This is a genomic window from Rhizobium sp. 2MFCol3.1 (genome assembly GCF_000377565.1).
GTDB lineage: Bacteria > Pseudomonadota > Alphaproteobacteria > Rhizobiales > Rhizobiaceae > Rhizobium.
Window position 1 is genome coordinate 133,551 of sequence record NZ_KB898360.1, and the last position, 13,993, is coordinate 147,543.

Consider the following 13,993-nt stretch of genomic DNA (forward strand, 5'->3'; position numbering starts at 1 on the left):
TAGAAACGAGATCACGATCACCAGATGCCCGCCGCAAGGCGGGCATTTTTGTAACGCCTGCTGTATAAATGCCCTGACGCGCGCAAGAAGCCTTGCCTTCCCGGAACGCTCGCGCCATGTGTTCGTTAACCAAGCGTTATGTTTTTCGGTCTGAACTTCCGGGAGAATCTTATGAGACTCAAAACCCTCCTCGTGATCGCGAGTGCTTCGGCGGCCCTTTCGGCCTGCGTTCCGCAGTCACCGCGTCCGATGCCCGTTGCCGCCGCCCCGGCGCAGACAGGCGTGGAAGGCTCCTGGTCGGACCCGAACGGCATCATCTCCACCTTCCAGGCCGGCACGTTTACGACGCGCACGACCGACACCAACCAGATGCTCGCATCCGGCACCTACATCAACACGTCGCCGACGCTGGTCGAGATCAACATGACCTCGCTGGTGCGCAAGACGCAGTCCAAGGTCAACTGCGCGCTGGTCACCCAGAGCCAGCTCAACTGCACCTCCGACAGCGGCTCGCAGTTCAGCCTCAATCGCCACATGTAAATCGCCTTATACGGTCGATCGGAAAAGCTCCCCTCGCGGGAGCTTTTTTGTTTACCGCTCTTGGAATGCACCCGCGCTGTCACAGGTTTTTCTCTTGCGGCCACTAAGGGTTGATGGAAACATCGACCGTGTAGCGACGGCGGGGCTTGGGGGACTGGCATCCGGTAAACCGGATCGGGTTCGAGCGCCGCCGATAAAACCAGGAGAACAGGATGACGAAATCGTTTCAATTCGGTCTGCTGACCGCGTCCGTATTGGCGCTGTCGAGCAGCGCCGCCTTTGCCGATTACCAACTCAATATTTTGCACATCAACGATTTCCATTCGCGCATCGAGGCGATCAACAAGTTCGATTCCACCTGCTCGGCCGAAGAGGAGAGCAAGAAGGAATGCTTCGGCGGCGCCGCCCGCTTGAAGACCGCGATCGACCAGCGCCGCGCCGCATTGGCCGGCCAGAACGTGCTGACGCTGAACGCCGGCGACAATTTCCAGGGCTCGCTGTTCTATTCGACATACAAGGGCACCGCCGAACTGGAGATGGTCAACGCCATCAAGTTCGACGCCATGACGCTCGGCAACCATGAATTCGACGATGGCGAAAAGGCGCTGGCGCCGTTCATGGACAAGGTCGCCTTCCCCGTCACCGCCGCCAATGTCGAAATCTCCGACGCCTCGACGATCAAGAAGAAGCCGGAACCCTCGGTCGTGCTGGAGATCGGCGGCCAGAAGATCGGCATCATCGGCGTCGTCACCACCGAAACCCCGGAACTCGCCTCCCCCGGCCCGAACGTCAAGTTCACCGACGATGTCGCGGCCATCACCAAGGAAGCCGCCAAGCTCAAGGCCGAAGGCGTCAACAAGATCATCGCGCTGACGCATGTCGGTTACACCAGGGACCTCTCCGATATCGCCAAGATCCCCGATGTCGATGTCGTCGTCGGCGGCCACTCGCACACGCTTCTGTCGAACACCGATCCGAAGGCCGAAGGCCCTTATCCGACCATGGTCGACAATCCCGGTGGCTATAAGGTCCCCGTCGTCACGGCCGCCTCCTATAGCAAGTATCTCGGCGATGTCGTGATCACCTTCGACGACAACGGCGTCGTCAAGGAAGCCAAGGGCGATCCGATCCTGATCGATAGCTCGTTCACGCCCGACCCCCAGATCGCCGCCCGCATCACCGAGCTCGCCAAGCCGATCGAGGACCTGCGCAAGAAGGTCATCGGCTCCTCCGAGGGCCCGATCGAAGGCGACCGCAAGGTCTGCCGCGTCGAGGAATGCTCGATGGGCAACCTCGTCGCCGACGCCATGCTCGATCGCGGCAAGAGCCAGGGCATGCAGATCGCCATCCAGAATGGCGGCGGCCTGCGCTCGTCGATCGACGGCGGCGACGTCACCCAGGGCGAAGTCATCACCGTGCTCCCCTTCCAGAACACGCTCGCGACCTTCCAGCTGACAGGCGCCGATATCCGCGCGGCGCTGGAAAACGGCCTCGGCAAGATCGAGGAAGGCGCCGGCCGCTTCCCGCAGGTGGCGGGCATGAAGTACAGCTTCGACAAGTCGAAGCCGCCAGGCAGCCGCGTCGTCTCCGTCGAGGTCAAGGACGGCGACGCCTTCGCACCCCTCGACGAGGCCAAGACCTACGGCGTGGTGACTAACAACTACATGCGCGCTGGCGGCGACGGCTATTCGATCTTCGCCACGGCGGGCAAGAACGCCTATGACTTCGGCCCCGACCTCGCCGACGTCACCGCCGACTTCCTCGCGGCCCACTCGCCCTACAAGCCGTACACGGACGGTCGCGTGACCGAGGTCGCCTCTTCCGCCGCGGCGCCTGCACCGACGGCATCCGAGACGACCATACCGGCCGCCCCCTCGGCACCGGCAGCGACCGCACCGGCAGCAACGCCAACACCGGCCACGCCGGACGCAACGCCTGCTCCCACCGCCCCGGCGGCAACGGCACCGGCGACGGAAGCCCCTGCGGCGCTCGCCCCGAACACGCCGACCACCCACGTCATCGCATCGGGCGACACACTGTGGGATCTCGCCAAGCAGTTCTATGGTGACGGCACGCTCTGGAAGAAGATTTCCGAGGCCAACGGCAAGCCGACCCCGCGCCACCTGACCGTTGGCAAGGAGCTGCAGATCCCGTCCAAGTAAGCCCTGCGGCTTGACGGAATAAAGTATGACGATTTGTCCCAACGATGTGAGCCGGTCCGGGGTTTCCCGGGCCGGCTTTTGTTCCTATAGGGTGAACCATTCGATCTCGTCCGCGTATGAGCGGCTGAGCAGCAGAACTGAGGTTTGAATGACGACCGTTGATACCACGCACCATCCGGCGAACCACCCGAAGGTGAACTATGGCAAGGTGGGCGTCCTGCTCGTCAATCTCGGCACCCCTGATGGCACCGACTACACCTCGATGCGCCGTTATCTCAAGGAATTCCTCACCGACAAGCGCGTCATCGAATGGTCGCCCTGGAAGTGGTATCCAATCCTCTTCGGCATCGTGCTCAACACCCGCCCGGGCAAGGTCGGCAAGGCCTATGAGCTGATCTGGAACAAGGAGAAGGACGAGAGCTATCTGCGCACCTACACCCGCAGCCAGTCCGATCTCATGGCCGAGCGGCTGAAGGACTTGCCAAACGTCAAGGTCGACTGGGCCATGCGCTACGGCACCCCCTCGATCGCCTCGCGCATCCAGGCGCTGAAGGACGACGGCTGCGACCGCATCGTGCTCTTCCCGCTCTACCCGCAATATGCAGCCGCGACCACGGCGACGGTCAACGACAAGGCCTTCCAGCACCTGTTGAAGATGCGCTGGCAGCCGGCGCTGCGCACTGTGCCCGATTATCACGACGACGACACCTATATCGAGGCGCTGGCGAACTCGATCACCAAGCATCTGTCGGCGCTCGATTGGCAACCGGAAAAGATCATCGCCTCCTTCCACGGCATCCCCATGTCCTACTTCAAGAAGGGCGACCCCTATTACTGCCAGTGCCAGAAGACCGGCCGCCTGCTGCGCGAGAAGCTTGGCCTCTCGAAGGACCAGTTCATGGTCACCTTCCAGTCCCGCTTCGGCCCGGAAGAATGGCTGCAGCCCTACACCGACAAGACGGTGGAACAGCTCGCCAAGGACGGCGTGAAAAAGATCGCCGTGCTGAACCCCGGCTTCGTCTCCGACTGTCTGGAGACGCTGGAAGAGATCGCCGAACAGGCGGCGCATTCCTTCCACGAGAATGGCGGCGAGAAGTTCGCGCATATCCCGTGCCTGAACGACAGCGATGATGGAATGGCGGTGCTGGAGAAGGTGGTGCGGCGGGAATTATTGGGGTGGGTTTGAGGTCGGCAGCGAAGAAGCTGTAGGCGTTGTGCGGAAGCCCCCTCATCCGCCTGCCGGCACCTTCTCCCCGCTGGGGAGAAGAGACTCGGGGCTGGCCGCTCGCTCAACCTCCCCTTCGCCCCAACGGGGAGAAGGTGGCCCGAAGGGTCGGATGAGGGGGCCACACGGCACAACCTCTCCACCAAAACCACTCACACCCCCCGCCGATTCCCCCACAACAACACATGCAACTGCGGCAGCACCCTGGCCTCGAACCACCGATCCTCGGTCACCTTCCCCACCAGCCACAACATCCGATCCATGACCCCGTCGATATCGATCCTGGCATCATCGTCATCGGCAGGCGGCGGCGTGTGGTTGCCCGGCTGCAGATAAACCGGCAAATCCGGATAGCGCCCCGCAACCTCCCGCGCATAGCGATAATCCCGCTCATCGAACACCACGATCTTAAGCGCGACCTCAGGCCCGCCGGCGGCCCGCGCCAGACAGTCCTCGAACTGCCCCCAATCCGTCTCCATGCCGCTAGACGGCGGCTTCGGGCTCAGCACCAGCGTATCGAGATCGGCAAACCAATCCCTGGCGACACTGCCCTGCGTCTCCAGCGCGAACCGATAGCCCTCGCCATGGCCGCGCGCAATCAGCGGCGCCAGCGGCTGGATCGCCGGGTTGCCGCCGGAGAGCGAGACGGTGAGCGGTTGCCCGCCCGAGAGCGAAACGACCTCGGCCCAGATTTCCTCCACCGACATCGGCGTCCATTGATCGCGGTATTCGCTGTCGACGGCATGCAGCGTGTCGCACCACGAACAGCGGTAATCGCAGCCGCCGGTGCGCACGAACACCGTCGGCAGGCCGATCAGCACGCCCTCGCCCTGGATGGTCGGCCCGAAGATCTCGCTGACGCGGATCTTGTGATCGGCGCTCATGGCCGATACTCCGCCCATGTCTTCGGCGTCTCGCTGACCCGGACGGCAGACGTCTCCGGCAGGATCGCCTTGCACCAGTCATAGAAGTGCTTGGCGAGATATTCAGACGTCACCCTGTTGTGGCCGAGCACCTCGTTCAGATGCCGGTGGTCGAAGCGATCGTCGATATAGCGCTTCAGCGGAGCAAGCTCGTGATAATCGCGCACGAAGCCGTCCGCGTTGAGCTCTGCGGCCGCAAGCTCGACGACGACGATATAGTTGTGCCCGTGCAGCCGCGCGCATTGGTGATCGGCGGGCAGATGCGAGAGCTGATGCGAGGCGGAGAAGTGGAATTCCTTGGTGATGCGGAACACGGAGTTACACCTCCGTGGCCGAGAAGCCCGATGTCGCCGACTTCCAGAAATCGGCATCCTCGTACTCCGTCGGATCCGCGACGCCAGCCAGATGAAACGCCTCGCGCCGCTCGACGCAGGTGCCGCAGCGCCCGCAATGGCGCCCCCCGCCCTTGTAGCACGACCACGTCTCCGCAAACGGCGTCCCGTGCTTTGCCCCATCCGTGACGATATCGGCCTTGGTGGCATTGACGTAGGGCGCCTGCAGCTTGACGCTGGCATAGCCGTCCAGCGCCGCATCCTGCATCACCTGGAATGCGTCGATGAAGCCGGGGCGGCAATCCGGATAGATGAAGTGGTCACCGCCATGCACGGCAACGGCCACGGCATCCGCCTTCTGCGCGGCGGCAAGCCCGAAGGCGATGGCGAGCATGATGGCGTTGCGGTTCGGGACCACCGTCGCCTTCATGGTTTCCTCTGCATAGTGTCCATCGGGCACGTCGATATCGTCGGTGAGCGCCGAGCCGGTGAGATGGCTGCCGATCGGCCTGATGTCGATGATCTGATGCAGCACGCCGAGCCTCCTGGCGCAGGCGGCGGCATAGTCGAGTTCCTTGCGGTGACGCTGGCCGTAATCGAAGGAGAGCAGGCCGATGAGGGTTTGTTCCGCGGCGATCCTGTGCGCAAGCGAAACGGAGTCCAATCCGCCAGAGCAGATGACGATAGTCTTCATGATGTTTGATCCCTTGTTTTGACCGGGTGGGCTGCGACCGGATGCGGGCGTTCTAGGCCAAAGGGACCGCATTGTGAAGAACCAATCGAACCCCCATATTTGATGGGTAACGCGGCACGACTACCTGAGAGCGTGGCTTTTGAAATCGTCTCGGCTAAGGTGCGGCTATTCGATTCGGGTTTTGGGAGGTATTTCATGGTTTTGGGCGGCTTCGACATCGTGGTCATCGCACTGGTGGTCTTCGTCATCCTGGTGCTTTTCGCCGGCATCAAGACGGTCCCGCAGGGTTATCAGTACACGGTCGAGCGCTTCGGCCGCTACACCCGCACGCTGGGTCCGGGCCTCAACATCATCACCCCCTTCATCGAGCGCGTCGGCGCCCGTATGAACGTCATGGAGCAGGTGCTCGACGTTCCGACGCAAGAAGTCATCACCCGCGACAACGCCTCCGTCTCGGCCGATGCCGTCGCTTTCTATCAGATCCTCAACGCCGCCCAGGCGGCCTACCAGGTCTCCAACCTCGAAAACGCCATCCTCAACCTGACCATGACCAACATCCGCTCGGTCATGGGCTCGATGGATCTCGACGAACTGCTCTCCAACCGCGACGCCATCAACGACCGCCTGTTGCGCGTCGTCGATGATGCCGTCCAGCCTTGGGGCATCAAGGTCACCCGTGTCGAGATCAAGGACATCCAGCCGCCGCGCGACCTCGTCGACGCCATGGCCCGCCAGATGAAGGCCGAGCGCGAGAAGCGCGCCCAGGTACTGGAGGCCGAAGGCTCGAGAAACGCGCAGATCCTGCGCGCCGAGGGCGCCAAGCAGTCGGCGATCCTGCAGGCCGAAGGACAGCGCGAATCCGCCTTCCGCAACGCCGAGGCCCGCGAGCGTCTGGCCGAGGCCGAAGCCAAGGCCACGAAGATGGTGTCGGAAGCCATTGCCGCCGGCGACGTGCAGGCGATCAACTACTTCGTGGCGCAGAAATACACCGAGGCGCTGACCGCGATCGGCTCGGCCACCAATTCCAAGGTCGTGCTGATGCCGATCGAGGCCTCGTCAATCATTGGCTCGCTGAGCGGCATCGGTGCCATCGCCAAGGAAGTCTTCGGCAACGACACTCCGCCCGCAGCCCCCACCCCGCGTCAGGTCCAGGCCCCGCGCACCACGCCGCAGGTCAACCCGTTCAACCAGAACCCGGAGCGCTGATAGATGCTGGCGGCCATCACATCGGAATTGGGGCCGTGGAGCTGGTGGGTCGTCGGCCTCGTGCTGCTCGCCGCCGAGATGCTGGTGCCCGGCTTCTTCCTCGTCTGGATCGGGCTGGCGGCAATCGCCGTCGGCGCGCTCTCGCTGCTCTTCTGGGATAGCGCCTTCTGGGTCTGGCAGCTGCAGGCGATCCTGTTTGCCGCTTTCGCCGTCGCCGCCACCTTCATCGGCCGCAAGCTGACGCGCGATCATGGCGAGACGGACGAGCCCTTTCTCAACCAGCGCGGCGCCAGCCTCGTCGGCCGCACCGCGACGCTGGCCGAACCGATCACCGAGGGCCGTGGCCGCATCAAGCTGGACGACACGCAATGGAAGGTGAGCGGCCCGGATCTGCCCGTCGGCGCGCGCGTCAAGGTCACCGCAAGCAACGGCCGTGACCTGACGGTCGAGGAAGCCTGATCCCGATCAAGCTGGCCTTGATCCCGATCAAGCTGGCTTGATCAGGCCACGCCGATCCTGAGAAGATCGTGGAAATGAATAAGCCCGACCGGCCTGTTGTCGTCATCGACGACAATCAGCGCGCCGATGCTGTGCTTGTTGAGCAATGCCAGCGCCGCGGTCGCCAGGACATTCGGCTTCACCGTCTTCGGCGCCCGCGTCATGATATCGTCGACCACGAGTTCCGACAGGTTACGCGACAGGTTGCGCGCCATGTCGCCCTCGGTGACGATGCCGCAGAGCCGGCCATCCTCATCCAAAATGCCGACACAGCCGAAATGCTTGCGCGATAGCGTCGAGATCGCCTCTGGCAGCGGTGTGCCCTTGGCAACCAGCGGCACGCGCTCGCCGGTATGCATGACGTCGGCGACATGGCTCAAGGCAGCGCCCAGCTTGCCGCCGGGATGGAACACATGGAAATCGCGCGCCGTGAAGCCACGCGCCTCGAGCAGCGCGATCGCCAGCGCATCACCGAGCGCCAGCTGCATCATCGTCGACGTGGTCGGCGCCAAGCCGTGCGGGCAGGCTTCCTCGACGTTCGGCATCAGAAGCACGACATCGGACGCCTTGCCGAGCGATGAGTCCGGCGAGCAGGTCATGGAAATCAGCGGAATGGAGAAGCGGCGCGTATAGGCGATCACGTTGCGCAGTTCCGCGCTCTCGCCGCCCTTCGACAGCGCCAGCACCGCATCCCCAAGCCCCACCATGCCGAGATCGCCGTGGTTGGCCTCGGCGGCGTGCATGAAGAAGGCGGGTGTTCCGGTCGAAGCCAGCGTCGCGGCGATCTTGACGCCGATATGGCCGCTCTTGCCGACGCCGGTAACGATCACTCGCCCCGAAATCCCACCGATCGTTTCGACGGCCTGCATGAAAGGCCCGGCGAGATCGCCGTCAAAGGCCTGTTCGAGGGACACCAACGACTGTCGTTCGGTGGCGAGTGTGCGCCTGGCCGAGTCGATCACGCCGTTGTCGATGAGATTTACCGCTCGCTTGATCATCGCCATCCGTTAGCCGCTTTCCAGCGCGGTGTCCACCATAGCGGCGGATTGAGCATAGCCTTCGATCAGATGGCAACGAATGGTTAACCACGAGGCTTTACGTTCGGGTAACCACTTCGAAGCATGCCGAGCGCAACCATATGGGCCATTGGAGACATACGAGCAGTCTGACGCCGCTCCGCGCGGCGGGCGTTGCCGTGTCCGTGGCCTTGGCCGGTCTCGAGCTCGCAGCCCCCACCTCGGCGCTCGCCCAATCGGCGCGCACGGCCGCATCCTCCTCTCCCCTTGCCCAGTCCGCCTACATCGCCACCCCCGATGCAACAGGCGATCAACAGGATGACGGCACGGCCATACCCGGCGCCGCGGCATCCGCAGACGACCCGACCAATGCGAACGACGGCACCCCCAACGGCACCAGCGCCAATACCAGTGCGACCGCACGGCAAACCACATCAGGCGACCAGCCAAGCGACGAGACCACCGGCTCCATTCTCGACGAAGACATGATGCGGCTGAACACCCGCGAGGCCCCGCTCGACGAGCGCAGGCCGCGCAAGCCCGACGTCAATCTCTCGACCGAGGAAACCCCTGGCATCCGCGTCGGCACCTTCGTGCTGCGCCCGACCGTGACGCAGAGCATCAACACCGAGACGAAGAAGGACGGCGACGTCAAGCAGACACGCGCCTTCCTCGAAACCGACATGAAGACGACGCTGACGTCGGACTGGGCGCTGCACCAGCTGCTGATCACAAGCGAGGGCGCCTGGCAGAAGAATGTCAGCGGCGAAGGCGAAGAGCAGCCGGACTTCCGGATCAACGGCGATCTGAGGCTCGATCTCCCCGAGGAAACCACGGCCCACATCACCGGCGGCTACCACTTCTACCGCGAAGACACCGACGACCCGAACGCCATCCAGAACGCCAACCAGCAGTCGGACGTGCAGGAACTCACCCTCGGCGCCTCGATCGAGCGCGACTTCGGCATCCTGCGCGGCAGCACCGGCATCGATTTCACCCGCACGATCTATTCCGACGCGACGCTGTCTGATGGCACCGTCGTATCGCTTAGCGACCGCGACCAGACATCGGGCACGCTGCGCGGCCGCATCGGCTACGAGCTGTCTCCTGCCCTGATCCCCTTCATCGAGGGCAATGTCGGCAAGACGGTGTATGACCAGACGACCGACGTGGCGGGCTACCAGCGCTCCGGCGACAGCTACGGCGCCAAGGTCGGCGTCGAGGTGGATCTCGGCGAGAAGCTGCGCGGCGAAGTGGGCGTGGGTTACGAGATCGCCAGCTTCGACGACAACAGGCTGTCCGATATCGACGCAACCGTGCTCGATGCCAGCGTCCGCTGGTCGCCTCTGCGCGGCACCGATATCGACTTCGGCCTGCAAACCAGCCTGCAGCCATCCACCACGCCAGGTGTCGCGGGCTATATCTCGCGCGCCATGACGACGACGGTCACGCATCAGCTGCGCGACAATCTGGTCGGAACCTTCCTGGGTGGGATAACCTTGCGCGACTATCCGTCGGATAGCGCGATCAGCGACGAGACGGTCTATACGACCAGCGCCGGCCTGACCTGGAACATCAACCGATATCTCGATCTGACGAGCACCATCGGCTACGAACTGACTTCCAGAAAAGTCGGCGCCGACTCGCAGCAATGGCGAGCCGGCGTCGGTCTGAAGCTGAAACGCTGATAGCGATCGGGAAGACCGCGCCGCGGCCTCCCCTTCGATCGCCAGATATCAGAGGCCCTTGAGCAGGTCCTTGAAGCCTTCGATCACGGTCGGGCGGATATCCGCACGCTCAAGCGCGAAGGCGACGTTGGCGAGGATGAAGCCATCCTTGGCGCCGCAGTCATAGGTCGTGCCCTTGAAGTGGTAACCGGCGAAAGCCTGGTCCTTCAGGAGCTTCAGCATGCCGTCGGTGAGCTGGATCTCGTTGCCGGCGCCGCGTTCCTGGGTTTCCAGGATCTTGAACACTTCCGGCTGCAGGATGTAGCGGCCGTTGATGAAGAAGTTCGAGGGCGCTGTGCCCTTGGCAGGCTTTTCGACCATGCCGGTGATGCGGAAGCCGTCGCCGATCGCGTCGCCGACGCCAACGATACCGTACTTGTGGGCCTGATCGGGCGCGCATTCTTCGACGGCGATGATGTTGCCGCCGCTCTGGGCATAAAGATCGATCATGCCCTTCATGCAGCCCTTGGCTTCGCTCTTCATGATCATGTCGGGAAGCAGCAGCGCGAAGGGCTCGTCGCCGATGATCTCGCGGGCGCACCATACGGCGTGACCGAGGCCGAGCGGCTCCTGCTGGCGCGTGAAGCTCACGGTACCAGCCTTGGGAAGCTGGCCTGCGAGCAGGGTGATTTCAGCGTTCTTGCTGCGCTCGCGCAGCGTCTGCTCAAGCTCGAAATGGATGTCGAAATAGTCTTCGATGATGTGCTTGTTACGGCCCGTCACGAAAACGAAATGCTCGATCCCGGCTTCCAGCGCTTCGTCCACCACATACTGAATGATCGGCTTGTCTACGACAGTCAGCATTTCCTTCGGAACGGCCTTCGTGGCCGGAAGGAAGCGCGTGCCGAGACCGGCGACCGGGAATACAGCTTTGCGAACTTTTTTATGCTCTGCCACACAGGCCTCCTGCGATGATTCTAACGCTTGAAATATAACGCGATTTTGATCGGATTAGATGAGATTTGCTACGGTTTTGCAAATAGTGACTGTGTTCGTGCGTCATGGTAAAGAATTTGTTGACTCCGTTCGGGTAGTCTCAGGCCTGAGCGGAATTTTTGCGCTCTGCTGTGCCTGAAACGAAAGGACGGATGACCGCCGATGACTCAAAATCACAAAATCTCCCTTCGTGGTCTTGCATTCGCATTCATCATGACCGCATCCGCCAGTCTGGCGCCTGTTAACGCCATGGCCGACCAGCGGTTCCAGAAGTGGATCGCGGACTTCTATCAAACTGCCGCTCAAAATGGCATCAGCAAGGCAACTTATCGTAAAGCTTTCTCAGGCGTCAGCGACCCTGACCCTACGGTGCTGGAAAAGGCTACTTATCAGCCTGAATTTACGACGAAAATCTGGGATTACGTGGATTCTCGCGTAAATCCTTATACCGTCCAGATCGGCCGCAAGATGATGGCCAAACACGCCTCTACGTTGAATTGGATCGAGCGGAACTTCGGTGTCGACAAGACGATTCTGCTCGCCATTTGGTCGATGGAATCGAATTACGGCGCAGTGCTCGAGAAGGACGACAGGCTGCATTACGTGCCGCGCGCGCTGGCGACGCTCGCCTATGCCGACGCCAAACGCACCAAGTTCGCCCAGAAGCAGCTGATCGCCGCCCTGAAGATCCTGCAGAACGGCGACATCTCGCCCGACGGCATGACCGGCTCCTGGGCCGGCGCCATGGGTCACACCCAGTTCATCCCCACCAGCTACCTGCTCTACGCCGTCGACGCCGACGGCAACGGCCACCGCGACATCTGGAACTCGGTTCCCGACGCGCTCGCCACCTCCGCCAATCTCCTGAAGAAGAACGGCTGGGATTTTGGCAAGACCTGGGGCTACGAAGTCAAGGTTCCGTCGAGCGCGCTGAAGCACGTCGGCAAGACCATGACGCTGGCACAATGGTCGGCCCTTGGCCTGAAGCGCCCGAGCGGCATGGGCTTCAAGGATGGCTCCGGCAAGGCAGTCTTGAAGATGCCCGCCGGCAATGACGGCCCGGGCTTCCTGATGACCAGCAACTTCTACACCATCAAGAAGTACAATGCCTCTGACAGCTACGCCATTGCCGTCGGCCTGCTCGCCGACGAGATCGCCGGCTATGGCGGCATGAAGCAGCGCTGGCCGCGCCCGGATGGCACGCTCGATGTCAAGGAGAAGTTCGAGCTGCAGACCCGCCTGAAGGCGCTGGGCTATTATGACGGCGAAGTCGACGGCAATTTCGGCAGCGGCTCCAAGGCCGCGATCGCCGCTGTCCAGGGCCGTATCGGCATGCAGGCGGATGGCGAACCCTCGCTGCCGCTCCTGAACGCGCTTCGCAAGTAGCCGTCACGTCGCGATCAAAAACACGCGCACCGCGCTTTGGGGTGTGGACGCCCGTCCCGCTCCATGAGAAAATAAGCGTCGATGCAGGGCGGCCGATATGCGTAAACGAGTAGATCAGACAACAGCCAAGAGTGGCGTTCGCGGCATGCTCCGCTGGGGCGCGTTGGGCGCGGCGGTGCTGGTCTTGTCCACCTCTGTCCTGCCGCCCGTTTCGGCCGAGGCCCAGGAACAGCGCTATTATCAGCGCCGCTCGCTCATGGATTTCTTCTTGGGCCGCCGTTACATCGACGAGGCCCCGCAGGCGCCCGGCCAATACACGCGGCCGCGCGCCGCGCCGCAACGCAAGAAGACAACGCCGCCCAAGACCACCGTCTCCACGCCACGCGCCGCACCCGTGACCGCGCCGGAAGAGAAGGTCGTAGAGAAGCTCGACAACGCCCAGAAGATCCTTGTCGTCGGCGACTTCCTGGCCGGCGGCCTCGGCGTCGGCATGGACGCGGCCTTCCAGGATTCGCCGGGCATCCTCATCGAGACCCACAGCAACGTCGCGTCAGGCCTCGTGCGCGACGATTATTACGACTGGCCCACGCAACTGACGAAATTCATGGACGAGGCCAAGCCCGCCATGGTCGTCGTCATGCTCGGCGCCAACGACCGCCAGCAGATGGTAACCGATGTCGGCAAGGAGAAGTTCCGCACCGATGGCTGGTACACCGAATACCAGCGCCGCGTTCTCGCCTTCGGCAAGGCGGTGACGGCGAGGAAGATTCCGCTGCTCTGGGTCGGCCTGCCCGCTTTCGATTCTCCCTCGATGATGGCGGATGCGGCGCAGATGAACCAGGTCTACCGCAAGCAGGTGGAATCGATCGGCGGCGAGTTCGTCGATATCTGGGATGGTTTCGTCAGCGAGAGCGGCGACTTCATCGTCACAGGCTCCGACATCAACGGCCAGCAGGTACGCCTGCGCACCTCCGACGGCATCAACATGACCGATGCCGGCCGCCGCAAGGTCGCCTTCTACGTCGAAAAGCCCGCCCGCCGCATCCTCGGCACCCAGGCGAGCCCCGATCTCGTGCGCCTCGACAACAGCAGCGCGCCGGCGATCGGCCTCTCGTCGAACCCGGCCGACCACACCGACCCGATCGCGCTCTCCGACCCTAATCTCGACGGCGGCACTGCCCTTCTCGGCGGCGCCGCCATTCCCGTCAGCGCCACGAAATCGCCGCGCGACAAGCTGGTGCAGGATGGCGAGATGGCAAAGCCCCCGGCCGGCCGCGTCGACGACTACAGCCGCCCCGCCGCCAAATCGGCCGCCGAGGTCTCGGTCAAGTAAAAGCGGGCGCTCACA

General features: G+C 63.0%; 13 protein-coding genes. 8 read left to right on the plus strand and 5 right to left on the minus strand.

The features are described from left to right. Positions 1-171 precede the first annotated feature (171 nt). The 3 genes from omp10 to hemH all read left to right on the plus strand — a co-directional run bounded on the left by omp10 (position 172) and on the right by hemH (position 3,888). Positions 172-540 (plus strand): outer membrane lipoprotein Omp10, encoded by a 369-nt coding sequence (omp10, locus tag D460_RS0116800; RefSeq protein WP_026283239.1) that lies wholly within the window; start codon positions 172-174, stop codon positions 538-540. Between the two features lie 212 nt (positions 541-752). Beyond that, positions 753-2,702 carry a bifunctional UDP-sugar hydrolase/5'-nucleotidase gene (locus D460_RS0116805; RefSeq protein WP_018899741.1) on the plus strand — a complete coding sequence of 650 codons (1,950 nt, stop codon included), beginning with the start codon at positions 753-755 and terminating at the stop codon, positions 2,700-2,702. Between the two features lie 148 nt (positions 2,703-2,850). Further along, entirely contained in the window at positions 2,851-3,888 is a 1,038-nt protein-coding gene (gene hemH / locus D460_RS0116810) for a ferrochelatase (RefSeq protein WP_018899742.1), read from the plus strand. 191 nt (positions 3,889-4,079) lie between these two features. On the opposite strand, the gene queE is transcribed toward hemH, so the two are convergent. Genes queE through queC form a run of 3 tightly spaced genes read right to left on the minus strand, consistent with a single transcriptional unit; the run spans position 4,080 to position 5,876 of the window. After that, positions 4,080-4,811 carry a 7-carboxy-7-deazaguanine synthase QueE gene (queE, locus tag D460_RS0116815; RefSeq protein WP_018899743.1) on the minus strand — a complete coding sequence of 244 codons (732 nt, stop codon included), beginning with the start codon at positions 4,809-4,811 and terminating at the stop codon, positions 4,080-4,082. Beyond that, positions 4,808-5,164 (minus strand): 6-carboxytetrahydropterin synthase QueD, encoded by a 357-nt coding sequence (gene queD / locus D460_RS0116820; RefSeq protein ID WP_018899744.1) that lies wholly within the window; start codon positions 5,162-5,164, stop codon positions 4,808-4,810. The genes queE and queD overlap by 4 nt, the downstream gene beginning before the upstream one ends. A gap of 4 nt (positions 5,165-5,168) precedes the next feature. Then, a complete protein-coding gene (queC, locus tag D460_RS0116825; protein ID WP_018899745.1) occupies positions 5,169-5,876 on the minus strand; it encodes a 7-cyano-7-deazaguanine synthase QueC in 708 nt (235 codons plus the stop codon). A gap of 195 nt (positions 5,877-6,071) precedes the next feature. Between queC and D460_RS0116830 the strand changes: the two genes are divergently transcribed. After that, positions 6,072-7,082 (plus strand): SPFH domain-containing protein, encoded by a 1,011-nt coding sequence (locus tag D460_RS0116830; RefSeq protein WP_018899746.1) that lies wholly within the window; start codon positions 6,072-6,074, stop codon positions 7,080-7,082. A 3-nt stretch (positions 7,083-7,085) separates the two neighbouring features. Next, on the plus strand, positions 7,086-7,541 hold the full coding sequence (locus D460_RS0116835) for an NfeD family protein (RefSeq protein WP_018899747.1): 456 nt from the start codon (positions 7,086-7,088) through the stop codon (positions 7,539-7,541). Between the two features lie 41 nt (positions 7,542-7,582). On the opposite strand, the gene D460_RS0116840 is transcribed toward D460_RS0116835, so the two are convergent. Further along, a complete protein-coding gene (locus tag D460_RS0116840) occupies positions 7,583-8,578 on the minus strand; it encodes a KpsF/GutQ family sugar-phosphate isomerase (protein ID WP_026283240.1) in 996 nt (331 codons plus the stop codon). 140 nt (positions 8,579-8,718) lie between these two features. Here D460_RS0116840 and D460_RS0116845 point away from each other — a divergent pair, with 140 nt between their 5' ends. Then, entirely contained in the window at positions 8,719-10,284 is a 1,566-nt protein-coding gene (locus D460_RS0116845) for an outer membrane beta-barrel protein (RefSeq protein ID WP_018899749.1), read from the plus strand. 48 nt (positions 10,285-10,332) lie between these two features. On the opposite strand, the gene galU is transcribed toward D460_RS0116845, so the two are convergent. Beyond that, positions 10,333-11,220, minus strand: a complete 888-nt coding sequence (galU, locus tag D460_RS0116850; protein ID WP_018899750.1) for a UTP--glucose-1-phosphate uridylyltransferase GalU — start codon at positions 11,218-11,220, stop codon at positions 10,333-10,335. Between the two features lie 201 nt (positions 11,221-11,421). On the opposite strand from galU, the gene D460_RS0116855 reads away from it, so the two are divergent. Next, complete coding sequence (locus D460_RS0116855; RefSeq protein WP_018899751.1) at positions 11,422-12,645, plus strand: lytic murein transglycosylase; 1,224 nt, start codon at positions 11,422-11,424, stop codon at positions 12,643-12,645. A gap of 145 nt (positions 12,646-12,790) precedes the next feature. Further along, positions 12,791-13,978, plus strand: coding sequence for a DUF459 domain-containing protein (locus D460_RS0116860; RefSeq protein ID WP_018899752.1), 1,188 nt, complete (start codon positions 12,791-12,793; stop codon positions 13,976-13,978). Positions 13,979-13,993 lie beyond the last annotated feature (15 nt).